We start from the raw sequence: 19,432 nt of genomic DNA, 5'->3' as shown, positions 1-19,432 counted from the left end.
CGACAAGGATTCTAAGAAGTTATGAGCGAAAAGCAGTTTAACCTCGACACCGTCGAGCACGCGGCGGCAACCCCGGACACCGAACTCCCCTGGGCTGAACTGGGTCTGAAGGAGAACGAGTTCGAGGACATTAAGGAGATTCTTGGTCGCCGTCCTACCGCGGCTGAGCTGGCAATGTACTCGGTCATGTGGTCCGAGCACTGCTCCTACAAGTCTTCTAAGGTTCATCTGAAGCAGTTCGGTGCGAAGGTCACCGAGGAGATGAAGAAGGACCTGATGGTCGGTATCGGTGAGAACGCCGGTGTGACCGATATTGGTGACGGCTGGGCTGTTACCTTCAAGATTGAGTCCCACAACCACCCCTCGTACGTGGAGCCCTACCAGGGTGCTGCGACCGGTGTGGGCGGTATTGTGCGTGACATTATTTCCATGGGTGCACGCCCGATTGCTGTGATGGATCCGCTGCGTTTCGGCGCGATTGATCACCCGGACACCGCCCGCGTTATTGGCGGCGTGGTTGCCGGTATTGGTGGTTACGGTAACTCCCTGGGCCTGCCGAACATCGGCGGCGAGGTTGAGTTCGATTCCTGCTACCAGGCAAACCCGCTGGTCAACGCACTGGCTGTGGGTATTATGCGTCACGAGGACATCCGCCTGGCGAACGCATCGGGCGTGGGCAACAAGGTTGTTCTGTTCGGTGCACGCACCGGTGGCGACGGCATCGGCGGTGCGTCGGTGCTGGCGTCCGAGTCTTTCGATGACACCAAGCCCTCGAAGCGTCCTGCCGTTCAGGTGGGCGACCCCTTCGCTGAGAAGGTTCTGATTGAGTGCTGCCTGGAGCTGTTCAAGGGCTCCGTGGTTGAGGGTATTCAGGACCTGGGTGCTGCGGGTATTTCCTGCGCAACCAGCGAGCTGGCTTCTAACGGTGAGGGCGGCATGCACGTCGACCTGACCAAGGTTCTGCTGCGTGACCCCACCCTGACCCCGGGCGAGATTCTGATGTCTGAGTCTCAGGAACGCATGATGGCTGTTGTCTCCCCCGAGAACGTGGAGCGCTTCGAAGCGATCATGAACAAGTGGGGCGTGGAGTACTCCTTCCTCGGTGAGGTCACCAACTCTGGCCGCCTGGTCATCGAGTGGGACGGCGAGGTCATCGTGGATGTTGACCCCCGCACCGTCGCGCACGACGGCCCGACCTACGAGCGTCCTTACGCACGCCCCGAGTGGCAGGATGACGTTCAGGCTAACCACTTCACCGGTTCGGCTGCCGACGATTCCCGCCCGCGCGGTAAGGAGCTGGGCGAGGCAATCAAGGCGTTCATGGCGTCCCCGAACATGTGCTCCAAGTCCTGGATCACCAACCAGTACGACCGCTACGTTCAGGGCAACACCGCCCTGTCCATGCCGGACGACGGCGGCGTGGTGCGCGTGGACGAGAACACCAACCTCGGTGTTGCTCTGGCGACCGATGCCTCCCCGCGTTTCACCTACCTGGATCCGTACGAGGGTGCTCGCGCGTCCTTGGCTGAGGCGTACCGTAACGTTGCGACCGTTGGTGCACGCCCCGTGGCTGTGTCTGACTGCCTGAACTTCGGTTCTCCCGAGGATCCGGACGTCATGTGGCAGTTCGCTGAGGCTGTTCGCGGCCTGGCTGATGGCTGCATGGAGCTGGGTGTTCCGGTGACCGGCGGTAACGTGTCCCTGTACAACCAGACCGGTGGTAAAGCTATTAACCCGACCCCCGTGGTGGCGATGATGGGCGTGATGGATGACGTCACCCGCCGCACCCCTTCGGGTTGGGCTCCTGAGCATGACGGTCAGGCTATCTACCTGCTGGGTACCACTCGCGATGAGCTGGACGGCTCCGAGTGGGCTCGCTTCAAGGGTCACCTGGGCGGTCAGCCGCCGAAGGTTGATCTGGCTCTGGAGCGTCAGCTGGGTGACATGCTGGTGAACATGTCTCGTGACGGCATGATTGATGCCGCGCACGACGTGTCTGCTGGTGGTCTGGCTGCGGCTCTGTCGGAGGCTTGCCTGCGTTTCAACACCGGTGCCCGCATTGGTCTGGGTGAGGTTGCTGAGCGTGACGGCGTGGACCTGTTCACTCTGCTGTTCTCGGAGTCCCTGGGCCGCGTTGTGGTTTCGGTTCCGCGTTCTGAGGAGGTGCGCTTCAAGGATATGTGCACCGCTCGCCAGTTCCCCTTCGCACGTATTGGTGTGGTGGACGCTGAGTCGAACGCTCTGGACTTCCAGGATGAGGTTTCCATTGACCTGGATGAGCTGCGTGCAGCTCACGAGGGTACTCTCGCTTCTTACTTCGGTGAGGTTGCGAAGGGCTAGTTTTCGACTCGTTTGAGACTAACGCCGAAAGGGGCGGATGCTTGTGAAAGCATCCGCCCCTTTTGTTATGCCCGCTGGCTTGTGCGTTGAGCGGTGAGAGGTTGTGCGTTGAGGCGTTCTGTTTATGCGCGTTCTGGGTTTATGCCTCGGCGACCTTGCGGCCCAGCTGCGCGAACAGGGAGGCGTTAATGCGGAAGCCTTCGATGCATTCTTCGATGAGGGCTTCGCGCTGTTCGTCGGTCAGGGGTGCGTTGTCGAGCAGTTCGCGATAGCCGTCCTTAAAGACCTTGGGCTTGGGCAGTTCGGTGAAGCGGTACATGCTCAGCGCTTCGGCGGGGATGCCGTAGTGGCGGTTGACGAGCGCTGCGACTGCCTGGCCGCCGGAGAGGTCACCGAGGTAGCGCAGGTAGTGGTGTGCGAGGTAGCGTTCGGGGGAGTTGATGGTGGCGCGGATACGCTCTACGTATTCTGCGGTTGCGGGCAGGGGCGCGTCGATGTCGCCTTCCTGGCCGAGTGCGCGGATGTCTGCACGGATGTATTCTGCGCGGTCGAGGCCGGGGTGGGTGAAGGGTTCGGTGATGGGGCTGGGTTCTGCGCGGTAGTGTTCGGAGACTGCTTCGAGTGCTTCGTAGATGTGCACGTACTGGTTGATGAGGCGCAGGTATGCCTCGGTGTTGAGGGAGCCGCCCATGAGGTCTTCCATGAAGGTGGAATGTTCGGCGTTGTCGTGGACGTGCTTGGTGCTTTCCTTCAGGTGTGCGGAGAAGCGTTCCTGGGTGGTTTCGGGGGCGATCACGGTCATTGTGAGTTCCTAAAGTGACTTGTGGGTGAACAATAAATGTTTTAGTGACACAATGTCACCAAAACCTGATAATGACATATTGTCACCAAAAACCGGTTTTGGCAATAGTTTTTAAAAAACTTTTGCTAAGGTAAACCTTATGCACAAGTCACCCTAGGCATTAAGTTACACAAACATAGGCTAATAGGTCTAGACTTGATACGAACACCACAATCACAAAATTCAAGGAGACACCGAATGTCTACCCCCTCTCTCACCAAGCGCACCTGGGCGTTCTTGGCTTCGGCAACCATCGGCCTCAGCGGCGTCGCCGGCGTACCCGCAGCCTTCGCAGCTGAAACCAACTCCCACATCAGCGCCGGTGAGGTTGCCGCAGCCTCAGAGCAGAGCCTGCAGGACGTCACCGTCAACTGGGGCCTGAAGAAGTCCTTCCGCTCCTACATCAACGGCCCCTTCTCCCAGGGCTCCCAGAAGCTGACCGGCGTCACCACCAACGAAGACGGCTCCTACCACTTCACCTCCGCCGAAGGCACCGTAGCCAACGGCGAATACTCCGTCACCTTCACCGGCTCCTCGATCCACTACACCGCACACCACGGTCTGCTGGAAGTCATCATCTCCGACCTCTCCGTCACCATTAAGGACGGCGTGGGCACCGTGCGCGCCAACGTTCAGTCGCGCCCCTACAACGGCAACACCACCCCGAACGACCTGGTCGAAACCAAGAACATGACCATCGGTACTTTCAACGCCTCCGGCCTGAAGGTTGAGGGTAACACCATCACCCTGCCCAGCGTTGACGAGGAAAACGGCACCCGCGTCAAGCTCTCCGAAGAGGCAACCGGCGCCTTCGCGGGCTTCTACAAGGCAGGTCAGGAGCTGGATGCGCTCGGCTTCTCCGCAACCATCGTGACCAAGGAAGCACCCGCGCCGAGCCCTGAACCCAGCACTGAACCCAGCGCCGAGCCGAGTGCTGCGCCGACCGCAGAGCCTTCCTCCGCACCGACCAGCGAGGCACCCAAGCCCACAGACCCCAAGCCCGCAGAGCCCACTTCTGCAGCGCCGAGCGCAGCCCCCACCTCCGCGGCACCCTCCTCCCCCGCCGCAACCACCGAGCCCAAGCGTGAAGAAAAGGTCACCGGCAACGTTGTCGAGTCCGGCACCCTCAGCTGGGATATCCGCGAGTCCTTCCTGAAGTACCTGACCGGCTTCGCGCACGGCTCCGTGAACGTTGAGGGCATGGAGAAGACCGCGGCTGGCGGCTTCAAGTACACTCAGGCATCCGGCGTGTACAACCCCGAGACCAAGACCGGTCAGATCAACTTCGCGGGCACCGCAGAGTTCACCGGCCACAACGGTCAGCTCAAGAGCACCATCAAGAACATGCGCCTGGTCGTCGTCAACGGCAAGGGCACCCTGGTCGCTGACGTTGACGCGCTGACCCGCGACGGCAAGTCCGTTTCTAAGACCGGCCTGGCTATCGCCGAGGTGGACCTCTCCGGCGCGAGCGTGAAGGACGGCGTTTTCTCGGCGCAGAACGCGGCAGTCGCGCTCACCGCTGAAGGTTCCAACGTGCTCTTCGCCGGCCAGTACCGCGGTGCCGATAACGCCATGGCGCCGCTGAGCTTCTCCGTAAAGCTCAGCGAGCAGACCGCAGAGAACACCGTTGAGGTTCCCCGCGTCTCTGAGAACAAGTCCTCCGATAACAAGGGTTCTGAGAACGGCTCCTCCGATAACAGCTCCTCGAACTCCTCCGGTAACTCCGGCGCTAACAGCTCCGGTTCTAATGGTTCGGCAGGCACCTCCGGCAGCGTCTCTAACGGCGGTTCCTCCTCGAACGGTTCTGTCAGCAACAACCCGGCACAGCCGGTCTGCGTACCCGTCACCCGCACCCGCGAGGTGCAGGAGCAGGGCGCATCCGACGGCACCATTAAGAGCGCAAACCTTGGCTGGGGCGTGCGTGATTCCTTCCGCAACTACGTGCGCGGCGGCATCGCGAACGGTAGCTGGGAGCTGAACGGCACCTCCTACTCTTCGGATGCATTCAACTGGTCTAACGGCACCGGCACCTTCAAGGGCGGTAAGGGTTCCATCTCCTTCAGCGGTTCGGTTCGTTTCACCGGTCACCACGGCATTCTGGACACCACCATTGCGAACCCGCGCCTTGAGATTAACGGCAATTCCGGTACTCTCTACGCAACCATGAACAGCAATGACCCCTCCGGCAAGGCAACTAACTACGGTGAGGTGGCACTGCTGAAGGTGGATCTTTCGGGTCTGCAGAGCTCCGCTGACGCTGTGAGCGTCAACGGTGCGGCAACCACCCTGACCGCTGAGGGCGCGAAGGCGTTCGCTGGCTTCTACGACGCCGGTAAGGACATGGCTCCGCTGAGCTTCTCCGCGACGATTAACGGCGCGAAGACCACCACCAAGACCGTGTCCGAGACCGTCTACGAGGGTGAGGGTTGCGACCCGGTCACCGGCAAGCCTCTGGCGTCCACCGGCGCCTCCGGTGTTGAGGGCACCCTGGTTGCAGGCTTCATCGCTGTTGCAGCCGGTGCGGGTACCGTCGTGTACACTCGCCGCCGCAAGAAGGCATAACGGCACCTCACGAGGCTGCCCACACTGTGGACTCGCCTGTGAGACTCAACCATGAGGTTCACCGGTGAGCCGACACGGCCCGTGCGGGGGTGCAGATTTTCACTGCACCCCCGCTTCAGGTGCCAGGTTTTGCCCCGGCGCCTACCCCAGTTTTTCTAACTCCCTTTTTCTGTGAGACGACGATGCTTTCTTCCCTTTCTTCTTCTGCCCTGAACCGCCGCGATGCAGTGAAGTATGCGGCATTCTCCATCACTTCCGCGTTCCTGCTGAGCTCTTGCGGTGTGGGTACTCAGAACCCGGCCGCTTCTTCAAGTGCTTCGCAGGCTGTGGTGGATGAGCAGAGCACCCGCACCGTTTTGGAGAACCTTGCCGATCAGTTGCGTTCTTCTATTGCCCCTGATCAGAAGGCTCTGCGCGGCCCCAATAGCGCCGCAGATACCCCCGAAATTCAGCCGATGGTCGATACCCCCACTCCGGCTTTCCCGGTGACGTTCAAGGATTTCAACGGCACTGAGGTGACCGTTAAGTCTGCTGACCGTGTACTGGCACTGGACCTGTACGGCACTCTGGCTCAGCAGATGATTGCGCTGGGTCTGGGCGGTCGCCTGGTCGGTCGTGTCACCTCCTCGACTGAGCAGTCGCTGGCTCATCTGCCGCTGGTGACCCAGAACGGTCACGACCTGAACGCTGAGGCGATTCTGGCGACCTCCCCGGACCTGGTGCTGTGGGATAAGAGCAACGGCCCGATTGAGATTGTGGATCAGCTGCGCGCTGCGGGCGTGACCGTTGTGGTCTTCGATCATGAGCGTCGTATGGATAAGATCATTCCGCAGCTCAAGGCTGTTGCGCAGGCGCTGGGTGTCCCGGAGGCGGGCGAGCAGGTTGCTGCCCGCGTGCAGAAGGACCTGGATTATGCCCTGCAGGTGCTCAAGGACGTCGCCCCGAAGGGTGCACAGCAGGTGTCGTTCGCGTTCTTGTACGTGCGCGGCACCGCTGGCGTGTTCTTCGTGCTCGGCAAGGGTTCGGGCGCTGACGATTTGATTCAGGCTATTGGCGGCAAGGATGTGGCGTCTGAGCAGAACGCGACGAATATTATTCCGGCGACCAGTGAAGCGCTGGTGAAGCTGAACCCGGACGTCATTCTGACCATGAGCGGCGGCATTAAGTCCACCGGCGGTTTGGATGGTTTCTTGGCTCGCCCGGGTGTGGGTGAGACGACTGCCGGTAAGAATAAGCGCATTATTGATATGGGTGACGGCCAGATTCTGTCCTATGGCCCGAATACTCCTGCAGTGTTGCTCTCGCTCGCTAAGGCTGCGTACTCCACTCCTGCGGGGGGCCAGTAGTGGCTGCCGTGAAGAGTGCGGCGGGTGCGCGGGATTATCGTGCTTCACGTCGGCGTCGTGCCGGTCTGACGTTTACGTTTTTGGCGGTGGCACTGTGCGCTGTGATGGTGCTGTCTGCGGGTTTGGGTCAGTACAATATCCCGACTGATCAGGTGGTTGCTTCTGTGGGCCGCCGCCTGGGTCTTGCGCCGGAGAACCCGGCGATGCAGCTGGCGGATAGCACTCTGTGGAATATCCGTTTCCCGCGTGTGCTGTTGGGTGTGCTGGTGGGTGCCGCTTTGGGTACTTCCGGTGCGGTGATGCAGTCGGTGTTTGGTAACCCGTTGGCTGAGCCGGGCGTGATTGGTGTTTCCTCGGGTGCGGCGGTTGGCGCGTGTTTGTCGATTGTGTTGAACCTGCAGTTCTTCGGTATTTTCACGACTCCTGCATTCGCGTTTGTGGGTGCGTTGGCGGCTACTGCACTGGTGTATTTCCTGTCGCGTTCTTCGGGTCGTGCGAAGGTCCTGTCGATGATTTTGACGGGTATTGCGGTGACCGCGGTGGCGAATGCGATTATTGCGTTCCTCATGTTTATTGCTGATACGACGAGCCGCGATCAGATTGTGTTCTGGCAGATGGGTTCGCTGAACGGTTCCACGTGGAAGGCAGTGGCGAGCGTGTGGCCGGTTATTCTGATCGGCTTGGTGGCGTGTTTTGTGATGGCGTCTTCGCTGGATGTTCTGGCGTTGGGTGAGCGTGCGGCGCAGCATTCGGGCGTGAACGTGGAGCGTCTGCGTGCGGTGTCTATTGCGGCGACGGCTTTGTTGACGGGTGCTGCGGTGGCGTATGCGGGCATTATTGCGTTTATTGGTCTGATTATTCCTCACCTGTTGCGCATGATTTTGGGTCCGTCGAATCGTGTGTTGTTGCCGGCTTCGGCATTGGGTGGCGCGCTGTTGATTGCGCTGTCTGATTTGGGTGCGCGTACGCTGGTGCCTTTTGCTGATTTGCCGATTGGTATTTTTACGGCTTTGGTGGGCGGCCCGACGTTCTTCGTGTTGTTGCGTCGTTCCCTGGGTCAGGGCGGAGGTGCTTCGTGAGTGAGTTGTTGAGCCTGTCCGGTGTGTGTTTTAACGCTGGTGGGCGTCAGATTTTGAATGATGTGTCTCTGTCTGTTGCTGCGGGCGAGGTTGTGTCGCTGATTGGTCCTAATGGTGCCGGTAAGTCGACTCTGTTGGGTGTGATTGCTGGTGATATTGCGCCCAGTGGCGGTGAGATTCTGTTGGATGGCACCCCTCTGGGTTCGATTCCTGCCCGTCAGATGGCGCGTCAGCGTGCGATGCTGTTGCAGAAGTTGAATGTGGCGTTTTCGTACACGGTGCATGAGGTGGTTCAGATGGGCCGCACCCCGTGGAAGGGTACGGAGCGCGCTGAAGAGGATGACGCCGTGGTTGCTTCGATGATGGAGCGTACGTCGGTGACTCACTTGTCGGATCGCGATATTACGACTCTGTCCGGTGGTGAGAGTGGTCGTGCGCATTTGGCGCGTGTGTTTGCTCAGCAGACTCCGCTGATTCTTTTGGATGAGCCGACTGCGGCGTTGGATATTACGCATCAGGAGCAGACGTTGCGGGTGAGCCGTGAGTTGGCTGCTGAGGGTGCTGCGGTGTTGACGGTGCTTCATGACTTGGATGTGGCGGCTGCGTATTCTGACCGTATGGTGTTGTTGCGTGGCGGTGAGGTGGTTGCTTCGGGCGCCCCTGAGCAGGTGTGTTCGGCGGAGTTGTTGTCTGAGGTGTATCAGCATCCGATTGAGGTGTTGAGGCATCCGGTGACGAATCGTTTGTTGATTCTGCCAGAACGCTGAGTCTGCTGGCGCGTTGAGTCTGCTGGCGCGCTGATTTTACGGGGCGTTAGCGAACCATCCCGCAAACACTTTCCACCTCAAAATATGCCAGTATTCGCATATATTAAATCTCCGTTCTGGAATGGCTGTAAATATCAGTTCATTACAGGGCGGAGATTATCTTTATCCCCTTCTGCACAGATACACTGAAAGGTAGTGTCCGCAATACTGAACTCTATTCAGTTCAGCATTCCATCCATTCGAGAAAGAGACCCCCGCATGGATCCTCAGCAGAAAACGGCAGCGCCTGCCGTTGCCGGCTACATTCCCGAATATTCTGAAACACCGCATAGCGGCTCCTTTGATATCGCCCAGCACGGCCTCACCAGCGATGACGTTGCACGCCTGACGGCTGAGGGTAAGGTCAATACCCAGAACACGAAGTCTTCTCGCACGCTGTGGAGCATTATGCGTGCGCACCTGTTCACGGTCTTCAACTTTGTGTTGGGCGCCTGTGGTGCCGTGGTGATTATGTACCAGCGTTGGGCGGATCTCCTCTTCCTGGCGGCTGTTATCGCTAACGTGGTCATCGGTTTCGTGCAGGAGTACAAGGCGAAGCTTGAGCTGGACCGCATCTCCCTGCTGGACCGCTCCCCCGCAACCGCTGTGCGCGATGGCAAGACCGTCGAGGTTCCCATGGAGCAGCTGGTGGAGGGCGACGTGGTGGTCCTCAAGCGCGGCGATCAGGTGCCCGCCGATGCCGTGGTGCTCACCTCCGATTCGCTGGAGCTGGACGAATCCCTGCTGACCGGCGAGAACGACCCGATTGCTAAGCGCCCGGGCGACATGGTGCTCTCGGCCTCGAGCGTACTCGGTGGTACCGGTCGCGTGTTGCTCTCTCACGTGGGTGCGAACTCGCGAGCCAGCAAGATTTCCGACGAGGCGCGCCAGTTCTCGCGTATCCAGTCTGAGTTGCGCGATGCCCTGAACCTCGTGGTCCGCTGGATTACGATTGGTCTGGCCGTCATTATTCCGGTGGTGCTGTGGGGTCAGATTCGCGCCGCCGGTGGCCTGGAGGCCGTGGAGCAGAACCACCTGTGGGAGCAGGTGTCTATCGCCGTGGTCTCTTCGGTGGCTTCGATGATTCCGCAGGGCCTGGCGCTGATGACCACCCTGGCCTTCGCCGCGGCAGCCGTGGCTCTGGGCCGCAAGCACAATATCCTGGTGCAGGAGCAGCCTGCGGTTGAGGTTCTGGCTCGTGTGGATGTGGTCTGCTTCGATAAGACCGGTACTCTCACCGAGGGTGGCGTGATTTTTGATTCGGTGCGTCCCCTGACCACCGAGGCGGTGGCTGAGGGCCCCGACGTCGACTCTGCCGAAAACACCTCCTGGCGTGCCTCCCTGCCGACCGGCTGGAACGAGGCGCTGTCGTGGTTCGGCCACGATGAGAACGCGAATCCGACCGCCGCAGCGCTGACCGGCGGCTTCCCGCAGGCTTCCTCGGCTACCGTCAGCGGCATCGTGCCGTTCTCGTCGGCGCTGCGTTTTAGCGCGATTGAGTTCAAGGATTCGGGTGCGTGGCTTCTGGGCGCCCCGGAGGCGCTGCTCGCCAAGGGCACCGCCGAGCGCGAGCGCGCCGCCGAGCTAGCGGCTCTGGGTCTGCGCACGATGGTGCTGGCCCATGCCGCGGCCGTGGTGCGTAACGAGAAGGGTGAGCCCGTCCAGAAGATTCCGGCGGACGCTACCCCGGTTCTGTTCGTGATTTTCCGCGAGAACGTGCGCGCGGACGCCCCGGAGATTGTGGAGTACTTCCACCGTCAGGGTGTGACGCTGAAGGTCTTCTCGGGTGATAACCCGTTCACGGTTGCCGCCGCCGCAAAGACTGCGGGTATGGACACCTCCGCCGGCGCGGTTGATGCCTCTACCCTGCCCGAGGACGGCCCGGAGCTTGCCGAGGCTGCCGCGACCCACAATATTTTCGGTCGTGTCTCGCCCGAGCAGAAGAAGAACATGGTCATTGCGCTGAAGGAGCGCGGCCACGTGGTGGCGATGACCGGTGACGGCATCAACGACGCGCTGGCGCTCAAGCACGCAAGCTTGGGTATCGCGATGGGTAACGCTGCCCCGGCAACGAAGGCTGTTTCTCGCCTGGTTCTTCTGGACGGTAAGTTCTCGTCCCTGCCGGCTGCGTTGGAGCAGGGCCGTCAGGTCATTACGAACATTGAGATGGTGGCAAACCTGTTCTTGACGAAGACTGGTTTCGCGATTCTTCTGGGTGTTCTGTTCAGTATTTTCGGTTTGACCTTCCCGTTCTTGCCGCGTCAGTACTCGACTGCTGACTTCTTGATTGTGGGTGCGTCGTCCTTCGCGTTGACTCTGTTGCCGAATTCGCGCCGTTACGTGCCGGGCTTCTTGCGTCGCGTGCTGAATTACACGGTTCCGAACTCGATTATTGTGGTTGCGATGCTGTTGGCGGTGACGTTCACGGCTCGTGGCATGGGTGTTGAGGATATCCGTCAGATTCAGACGGCTTCGTTCATTACCCTGGTGATGATGGGTCTGTGGAACTTGGCTGCGGTGGCTCGTCCGTTCAACCGTGCTCGTGTTCTGCTGTTTGGTGCGTTGCTGGCGGTGTTCTTCGCGGCGTTGTTCGTGCCGATTCTGGTGGAGTACCACCAGTTCGTTACTGTGCTTCCGCATCTGCTGTGGACGGCTCTGGGTGCCGGTGTTCTGGGTGCCGCGCTGATTGAGGTGAATGCGCATCGTAACCGCCGTTGGCAGAAGCGTAATTACCCTGAGCTGGAGGTTGCTCCGCTGAATTTCTTCCCGGCTAAGTAGTTAGTCGGAAAGGTAGCTGCTTCGGTAGCGTGTGGGCCCCGTATCCTGTGGATGCGGGGTCCTTTCGTGTCTTCATGAGCGCCGTCTTCGAAAGCACCCGGTCCGGGGCGTATCTGGGCGTACCGGAGGGCCCTGGAACCCTGCCTGGGCTTTGCCTGAGCCCTGCTGGAGTCCAGCCGGGAGGCGCCCCCGTAATCAGCACCGAGAGCGTGTCTCAGCTATTCTCAGCTATCACTTGGGTGAAATATTTAACAGCTTCTGATAGCTTTTGCCTCTCACCTTGCTCTTAACCTGGGAAAACCCTTAGAGTTACAGGGAACTATTTGAGAAGGGAAACCTTCTTCAGGGTTGTTACTGGTTTGGCAGGCAAGACCTGAGTTACTCAACACCGTATGGGACGGCAGCATATATCTGCCGAGAATCCCCTCTATTTGCTGTACCGAAGCTCCATAGTGGGCACGAGTGTAGTGCTTCCGGTGGTCGAGAGACTCGGGTCTTTTGTGTTTTCTGGACGTGTTTTCCGGGGCTTTTTCGGCTACCGCAACGTCAGGTAGGCACAGCCTCCGGCAACAACCGTATAGACATTGACCGCATATCTAAGGAAGTATCGTGAATAACCGCGAACTTGGCGAGAAGATTCTTGACGGCCTGGGTGGCCCCGAGAACATCGCGCACATTACTCACTGTGCAACCCGCCTTCGTGTCACTCCTGTGTCTAACGATGCAGTGCAGAACAAGAAGATTGAGGGCCTGCCCGGCGTTCTCTCTGTGATTGAGCAGTCCGGCCAGACTCAGGTTGTTCTGGGCGATCGCGTTGAGGCTGTGTACAACGAAATCAACGCTCTGCCTTCTATGTCCGGCCACGCTGAGGGTGACACCAAGGTTGAGGCTGAGGGCAAGAAGTCCGGCTGGCTTACCAACGTCTTCGACGTTCTGTCTGACTCCTTCCGTCCTCTGCTGTGGGCACTTCTGGGTACCTCGATGATTCTGACCCTGATTGTGTTCCTGCAGCAGCTGGGCTTCTTCGGCCAGTACACTGACTTGACCGGTCAAAGCGTGAACATCGACATCATTAACGGTGCTCGTGTGGCTGACCCGGAGGCTGCTAAGGCTCTGAACACCCAGTGGATGCAGCAGTTCGCTTTCTGGTACATCCTGAAGGCTGCTTCGCTGTCGGTTCTGAACTTCATGCCCATCATGCTGGGTGCTACCGCTGCTAAGCGTCTGGGCGCGAACATGTGGGTTGGTGCGGCTATCCCCGCTGCACTGATGACCGGTACCTTCACCGATCTGACTGCTCTGGCTGACAAGACCACTAAGATTCTGAACGTTCCGTTCTTTGGTCTGGATCTGCCGCTGTACGCATTCAGCTACACCGGTCAGGTCTTCCCCCCGCTGCTGGCTGTTGCTCTGCTGGCTCCGTTTGAGCGCTTCCTGAAGAAGGTTATTCCTTCGATGCTGCAGATGGTGTTTGTACCGATGATTTCGGTCATCGTTCTGGTTCCGGTGACCGCGTTCCTGGTTGGCCCCATCGGTATCGGTGTTGCTATGGGTATCTCTGACTTCCTGAAGATGGTTAACGACCAGGCTCCGGCTCTGGTTGGTGCTCTGATTGCTGGCCTGTACCTGTTCATGGTTCCGCTGGGTCTGCACTGGCCGCTGAACGCTGTCATGATTAACAACCTGCAGACCATGGGTACTGACTTCATTCAGTCCCCGATGGGTGCATACAACTTCGCTGTGTTCGGTGTTGTGACAGGTGTGGCTATTAAGGCTAAGCACGACCGCGAGCTGCGCCAGACCGCTGTTGGTGCGTCGATGTCCGGTCTGCTCGGTGGTATTTCTGAGCCGTCCCTGTACGGTGTTGTGCTCCGTTACAAGCGCGTGATTCCGATTATTCTGGTTCCCGCTGTTATTGGTGGTGCTACCATTTCCTTCCTGGGCGTTAAGTCCTACGCGTTCGCGTTCACTTCGCTGCTGTCGATTCCGGCTATGCAGCCCTCGTACCTGTACGTGATTGGTCTGGCTATTGCGTTCTTCGGCGCTATGACCGGTGTTCTGCTGTTCGGTTACGAGTCGAAGGCTGACGCTGTAAGGCACGCTGCGGAGCGTAAGGCTGAGGATGCTGAGGCCGCTCCCAAGGCTGAGGCTGTTGCTGCTAAGGCTGCTCCGGCTGCTGCCGCTACTGCGACCGCCGCTGCTGCACCCGCTGCTTCCGCCGGTGAGGTCATTGAGCTGCACGCTCCCATTGAGGGTACTGCTGTTGCTCTGTCTGATGTTCCGGACCCGATTTTCGCTGCTGGCAAGCTGGGCGAGGGTGTGGCTATTGAGCCGACCGGTACCACTGTTGTTGCTCCCGCAGCCGGTAAGGTTGCTGCAACCTACCCCTCGGGCCACGCTGTGGGTCTGAAGCTGGAGAACGGTATTGAGCTGCTGATTCACGTTGGTCTGGATACCGTGAACCTGGACGGTAAGGGCTTCAGCGTGAAGGTTGCTAAGGGCGATGTTGTTGCTGCTGGCGACGCTCTGATTGAGTTCGATCCTGAGGTTATCAAGGAGGCGGGTTACCCGCTGATTACCCCGGTTATCGTAACCAACACCCGCAAGTTTGCTGAGGTAAAGGGTCTGCCGGGCGTTGCTCACCAGAACCTGAGCACTGTCCTGAAGGTGACCACCAAGTAGTTTGCTTTCTAGGCTCTAAGGGGCCCCACCGTTACGGTGGGGCCCCTTTCCTTATGCCTGTTCTCTTATGTACTGATTCTTTAGGCAGGTTTTGCTTGGGCGTATGCACTAGCCGGGGGGGGTATTTCTGCTAATGTAAGAATAAGCTCAACAAGGAAGTTCTCAAGTGATAGGGAGTACGATGATGTCTTCTGATACTAGGACATGGGATACCGGAGTGTGGGAAGAGCAGCAAAAAGAGCTACGCGCTCTTTCTCCTGTTCGGCGGCTGATGCGCCGGCTCAATCTTGAGGCGCTCGTCTATGAGTCCGCGCCGTTTCCGGTTCTGTTGCGTAAGCTCTCCGCGCTGATTCCAGCGTGCCTTCTGTGGTGGGTTATCTACGAGCCGCACCGGCTTGCTTCCTCCACCAGCCTCCCCGAGGGTACTCACGCTATTACGCTGCTCCCCGGAGCCTGGGGCGACCCCGCTACGGGGGCTTATGGAGGTCTTCCTGAGCTGCCGGGGGTCCTCGTGCGCTGGGTACTGTGCATCGCGGCAATGGTGGCTGTCGTTCATCTCTGCGGCGTCAAGGCGAAGGGTCAGAGCTTCACTATTCCTCACGATGCGCGTTCACGGTTGATTGCGCTGATGCAGGCTCTGGGCATTTTCGGTGCTTTTGCACTGGTCGTCTGGATCGAGTACATGATGACTCCGCTGACCCTCATGTTTGAAACCGTGTACGCGGGCCCGACCGCCGTCTATAGCGGCGACGGCATGATTCCCCTGCACCTGTTCCTGTCCTCGTCGTTGAGCGCTATTTTCTTGGGCTATTTTTGCGTGAACATTCTTGCCTCGCTGAATATCCCCGGGTACCTGGGCATCCCCGCAATTATTTACGTGGGTGCACTCCCTTGGGCTCAGGCGGAGCGGCACCAGTTCACGTTGGCGCTGGCGTGGGTCATTGCGGTGGCGCTGGTGAGTTGGCTCGTGCGCGGCATGTGGGGCACTCTGCTCGCCTGCGTGGGCTATTCTCTCTGGATTGTGCTGGTGGCAACCAGCGGTGATCCGTTTGATCTGTCCGCTAATATGAGCCGTGTGCTCGTGATTTTGGGTTTCCCGCTGGCTTTCATCGTTGCTGGAGGCGGCATTTACCGTATCTTCTATCTGCGGCAGAACCCGAAGATGTTGAGGTACCTGCAGGAGCGCGCCCTGTACCTGGGCGAGTGGTAGCAGCCAGTTAGAGTGGCGCTCCCCTAGTTTTTGTAATTACATATCCCGCTAATGTATCCAGCTAAAGGACGCAGAACAAGCGGGACAGAAAAATCCCGGGCACTCTCTCGTGAGAGTACCCGGGATTTCGAGTCCTACAGGACGGCTAGAGCGTTACCGTAAGCGGTACTACTCCTGCCAGCCAACGTTGACCCAGTAGTCAGCGCTGGTGTAGCTCTGCTTGAACAGGGACGGACCGTAGTTCGCGACCTTAGCCTTGACAGCGGCGTACATCGGGCCGTTTGCGTAGGGCAGGTACACTGCGACCTTCTCGTAGTAGAGCTTCTCCGCCTCGTTAGCGATCTTGATGCGCTCGTCTTCCTTCTCGGTGTTCTGCAGCTTCTCGATGAGCTTATCAACTTCGGGGTCACCGACTCCGAACACCTCGGTGGTGAAGAAGTAGGGTGCCGAGGAAGCCAGGTCGGGCAGAACGCCCCAACCGGTGAAGATTGCTTCGTAGCTCTTCTGGCCGAGCACGGAGTTGGAGTTCGACTGCGGCTGGTTGTCAGCGCTCAGGCGGATACCTGCGGACTTCAGCTGCTGCTCCAGAATCTGGTAGACCGCCTGGTAGACCGCCTCGGAACCGAAAGAGGTCAGAGCGAAGCCAGCAACCTTGCCGTTCTTAGCGTAGTAGTCGCCGGACTTGGAGTAGCCTGCGGCCTCCAGAATCTTGCCAGCTGCCTGTGCACCGGTGTCACCAGCGTAGTTGTTCTGGTAACCCTTCTGGAACGGCATTGCGATGATGGAGCCGGGCAGCGGCTCGGTCCAGCCGAGCTGCGAGAAGTATGCCTTAGCGATCTGCTCGCGGTCCACAGAAGCAAGGATTGCGCGGCGCAGTGCCAGGTCCTCGATGCGCTTGGGGTTCAGCTGAATGATGTTGACGTTGGTGTTCTGGCTCTGGCGAATCTCGGTGCCTGCCTGGCCCTTCACAGCGTTGTAGCTGGTTGCACCCACGAAGGTGAAGGCATCCAGTTCGCCGTTCTTGAAGCTTGCACGGATTGCTTCGGAGTCCATCTGACGCCAGATGATGCGGTCCAGGATCGGCTTCTCGCCCCACCACTTGTCGTTCTTGACCAGGGTGAGCACCTTCTGGGAGGAGTTCCACTCGCCAACCTTGAAGGGGCCAGCCCAGTACTGGTCGAGGGGCTTGTCAACGAAGCCTTCGTTGAAGAGGTTGACGTCTTCCAGTGCGGGGTGGATTGCGAAGGCGCACAGACCCTCGGAGGGGTAATACGGAGCCTTCATGGTGACCTTGACGTGGAAGTTGTCGCCGTCCACAGCCTCGATGCTCTCAACCTGCTGCCACATGGTGTTGTCGGTGATGTGGTAGGGGTTGTCGGTGGTTGCGCGGTAGACCTTCCACACGGCGCGAACAGCGTTCACGTCCATGGGGGTGCCGTCATTGAAGGCAGCCTTGGGGTTGATCTTGAAGGTCGCGGTCTGCACGCCATCGACGGTCTCGGTCTTGTGCTCGGTGCAGAACTCGGGGTTGAGGGTGCCTTCACCGTCGGGGCTCATGGTGTAGAAGCCCATCACGGCGGGAATGTTGCAGGGTGCCAGAGCGTCCAGGTTGCTGGAGGTGTAGCCGCTCTGGGTCTGCAGGTTGAAGTTGGGGCCCAGGGCGGTAGCCGCGAGGGTCAGGGTGCCACCCTGCTTGAGGGAGGAACGGTCCTGCTTGTTGACCTGAAGGTTCTTCAGAATATCTTCAGCGTTGTTAGCGGCGCTACCGCCAACCTTTTCCTTCGAGCTGCCGCAGGCAGCCAGTAGACCAACGGTGCCGAGGGCAACGGTGCCGGTCAGGAGGGTACGGCGAGAGACAGACATGCTCTTCATGGAATTTCTCCTAGAGTATTCGCAGTGTTGTGGAGGCGGTACGCGAACGGTGCGTAACCCACACTCCAACCCGGCGGGAGGACAGTCTCTGCCGGGGTTGCGGGCAGAATGCCCACATTTGTTTTAAGTATATCCGTGCGACTCTCTTAGGAACGGGAAAGCGGCGTGCTACAGAAGGTTTTAATCCTTTTGTAACACGCCGCTGTAGCGCTTTTACCCCTTATGGAGTGTGTGAGCGGTGCTCAACGCTTAGTTTTGCTTCTCCCAACCGACGTTGATCCATACGTTCGGGTTGTAGTAGGGCAGGCCGAAGAGCATGGGGCCGTAGTTCGCCAGGCCCTTACGGCACGCCTTGAAGTTCGGGCCGTTGTGGGTGGGCACGTAGATGGCGACCTCGTCCAGGTGGCGCTTCTCCAGCTCGTTCATGATCTTGAGCTGTTCCTTCGGGTCCTCGGTGGACATCATGGTTGCTGCCAGCGAGTCCAGATCCTTACCGTGACCGTTGTTGGTCTCGGAGATGTAGAAGTAGTTCGCCGCATCCACCGGGGAGGTGGTGATGCCGTAGCCACCGGTCTTAATCGCGAAGTTCTTCGAGGAGATGATGCTCGACATTTCAGAGGCACCGTGGTTCTCGATGGTCAGTTCAACGCCGATTTCCTTCATCTGCTGAACGAGGAACTGCGCGGTGGAGCTGACAACCGGGTCGCTACCGAAGGTGATGACCGGGTAGGAGACCTTAGCGCCGTCCTTGGTGTAGTAGTCACCGGACTTGGTGTAGCCTGCGTCCTCAAGGATCTTGGTAGCGACGTCCTTGCCGCGCTTGGTCGGGTAGTTGTCCTGGTAGCCTTCCTGCATGGGCAGCATGCACATGGAGCCGGGCAGGGTTTCCTTCCAGCCGAGCTTCTCGTAGCGCAGCTTCTGCAGCTGCTCACGGTTCAGGGCTGCAACGAATGCGCGGCGGACGGGCAGGGGCACCTTTTCGGGGTTGATTTCGTAGTTGCCCACGCTGAGAGCGCTACCCTTGCGAATGTCGGTGTTTGCCACGCCGGAGAGCTCGTTGTAGGAGCTGAGGGTGCTGGCGTCCACATAGTCGATTTCGCCGTTCTTGTAAGCTGCCTGCTCTGCCTGGGAGCTCATTTCACGCCAGGTGATGCGCTCAAGAGCGGGCTTGGTGCCCCACCACTTCTCGTTGCGGACGACGGTGAGCACCTTGGAGGAGGAGTTCCACTCGCCGACCTTGAAGGGGCCTGCCCAGTACTGGTCGAGGGGCTTGTCGTTCAGGCCGTCGTTGAAGAACTTGGGTTCGACGAATGCCGGGTGCAGGAAGGAGGTGAAGCTGCCTTCGATGGGGTACCAGGGCTTGGACATGGTGACCTTCACGTGGCGGGTATCGCCGTCCACAGCCTCGACGCTTGCGACCTGCTCCCAGATGGGCGAGGGGGTGATCTGGTAGTCCGAACCGGATGCCGCGGCGGTGTAGATGGTCTGGTAGCTCTTGACGGCGTTCACGTCGATGGGGGTACCGTCGTTGAAGGCTGCCTTGGGGTTGATCTTGAAGGTCACGGTCTGCACGCCATCAACGGTCTGCGCCTTGTACTCGGTGACGTAGTCCTGGTTCATGTGCGACTCGCCGCGGAAGTCAGCGTAGAAGCCGCCGGTGAAGGCGGAGTTGATTGCCGCCTGAATATTCAGGTTACCGGCGGTGTAGCCGTTGGTGTTGAGGATGTTGAAGTTCGGGCCAATGCCGTCTGCGCTCAGTCGCAACTCGCCGCCGTCCTTGAGGGCGGAGCGGTCCTTCTCGTTGTAGGAGACTGCCTTGGACAGGTCGTCGCCGGCGGAGAGAGCGCTGGTTTCGTTCTTGGAGGAGTTGCCGCCGCAGGCTGCGAGCAGGCCGACGGTACCCAGGGCAACGGTGC

General features: G+C 59.3%; 11 protein-coding genes. 8 read left to right on the top strand and 3 right to left on the bottom strand.

Features of this window, described 5'->3' with window-relative positions; translation table 11 throughout:
- The first annotated feature begins 21 nt into the window (after positions 1-21).
- On the top strand, positions 22-2,340 hold the full coding sequence (gene purL, locus HMPREF2845_RS07165) for a phosphoribosylformylglycinamidine synthase subunit PurL (protein WP_070634303.1): 2,319 nt from the start codon (positions 22-24) through the stop codon (positions 2,338-2,340).
- A 139-nt stretch (positions 2,341-2,479) separates the two neighbouring features.
- On the opposite strand, the gene HMPREF2845_RS07160 is transcribed toward purL, so the two are convergent.
- Entirely contained in the window at positions 2,480-3,142 is a 663-nt protein-coding gene (locus HMPREF2845_RS07160) for a biliverdin-producing heme oxygenase (RefSeq protein ID WP_070634302.1), read from the bottom strand.
- A 237-nt stretch (positions 3,143-3,379) separates the two neighbouring features.
- Between HMPREF2845_RS07160 and HMPREF2845_RS07155 the strand changes: the two genes are divergently transcribed.
- The 7 genes from HMPREF2845_RS07155 (at position 3,380) to HMPREF2845_RS07125 (ending at position 15,644) form a co-directional block, all read left to right on the top strand.
- Entirely contained in the window at positions 3,380-5,743 is a 2,364-nt protein-coding gene (locus tag HMPREF2845_RS07155) for an HtaA domain-containing protein (RefSeq protein WP_070634301.1), read from the top strand.
- A 182-nt stretch (positions 5,744-5,925) separates the two neighbouring features.
- Positions 5,926-7,089, top strand: a complete 1,164-nt coding sequence (locus HMPREF2845_RS07150) for a heme/hemin ABC transporter substrate-binding protein (RefSeq protein WP_070634300.1) — start codon at positions 5,926-5,928, stop codon at positions 7,087-7,089.
- Positions 7,089-8,168 carry a FecCD family ABC transporter permease gene (locus tag HMPREF2845_RS07145; RefSeq protein ID WP_070634299.1) on the top strand — a complete coding sequence of 360 codons (1,080 nt, stop codon included), beginning with the start codon at positions 7,089-7,091 and terminating at the stop codon, positions 8,166-8,168. Before HMPREF2845_RS07150 ends, HMPREF2845_RS07145 begins: the two co-directional genes overlap by 1 nt.
- Complete coding sequence (locus HMPREF2845_RS07140) at positions 8,165-8,935, top strand: heme ABC transporter ATP-binding protein (protein ID WP_012904204.1); 771 nt, start codon at positions 8,165-8,167, stop codon at positions 8,933-8,935. Before HMPREF2845_RS07145 ends, HMPREF2845_RS07140 begins: the two co-directional genes overlap by 4 nt.
- 258 nt (positions 8,936-9,193) lie before the next feature.
- Complete coding sequence (locus HMPREF2845_RS07135) at positions 9,194-11,752, top strand: HAD-IC family P-type ATPase (RefSeq protein ID WP_070634298.1); 2,559 nt, start codon at positions 9,194-9,196, stop codon at positions 11,750-11,752.
- 609 nt (positions 11,753-12,361) lie between these two features.
- Positions 12,362-14,434 carry a glucose PTS transporter subunit IIA gene (locus HMPREF2845_RS07130; RefSeq protein ID WP_070629216.1) on the top strand — a complete coding sequence of 691 codons (2,073 nt, stop codon included), beginning with the start codon at positions 12,362-12,364 and terminating at the stop codon, positions 14,432-14,434.
- Positions 14,435-14,615: 181 nt separating this feature from the next.
- The gene (locus HMPREF2845_RS07125; RefSeq protein WP_246823121.1) at positions 14,616-15,644 is read left to right on the top strand and encodes a dihydrodipicolinate synthase; all 1,029 of its coding nucleotides are present in this window, start codon (positions 14,616-14,618) and stop codon (positions 15,642-15,644) included.
- A 168-nt stretch (positions 15,645-15,812) separates the two neighbouring features.
- Here the strand turns inward: HMPREF2845_RS07125 and HMPREF2845_RS07120 are convergent, their stop codons facing one another.
- Together HMPREF2845_RS07120 and HMPREF2845_RS07115 are read right to left on the bottom strand one after the other, a co-directional pair.
- The gene (locus HMPREF2845_RS07120; protein ID WP_070634297.1) at positions 15,813-17,516 is read right to left on the bottom strand and encodes an ABC transporter family substrate-binding protein; all 1,704 of its coding nucleotides are present in this window, start codon (positions 17,514-17,516) and stop codon (positions 15,813-15,815) included.
- Between the two features lie 249 nt (positions 17,517-17,765).
- The coding region (locus HMPREF2845_RS07115; protein ID WP_070634296.1) for an ABC transporter family substrate-binding protein at positions 17,766-19,432 on the bottom strand (1,667 nt) is incomplete at its 5' end.

It is taken from the genome of Rothia sp. HMSC065B04, assembly GCF_001812285.1.
GTDB classification, from domain to species: Bacteria; Actinomycetota; Actinomycetes; order Actinomycetales; family Micrococcaceae; genus Rothia; species Rothia mucilaginosa.
The sequence above is the reverse complement of the archived record's forward strand: the minus strand, read 5'-3'. Positions and strand labels throughout refer to the sequence as shown.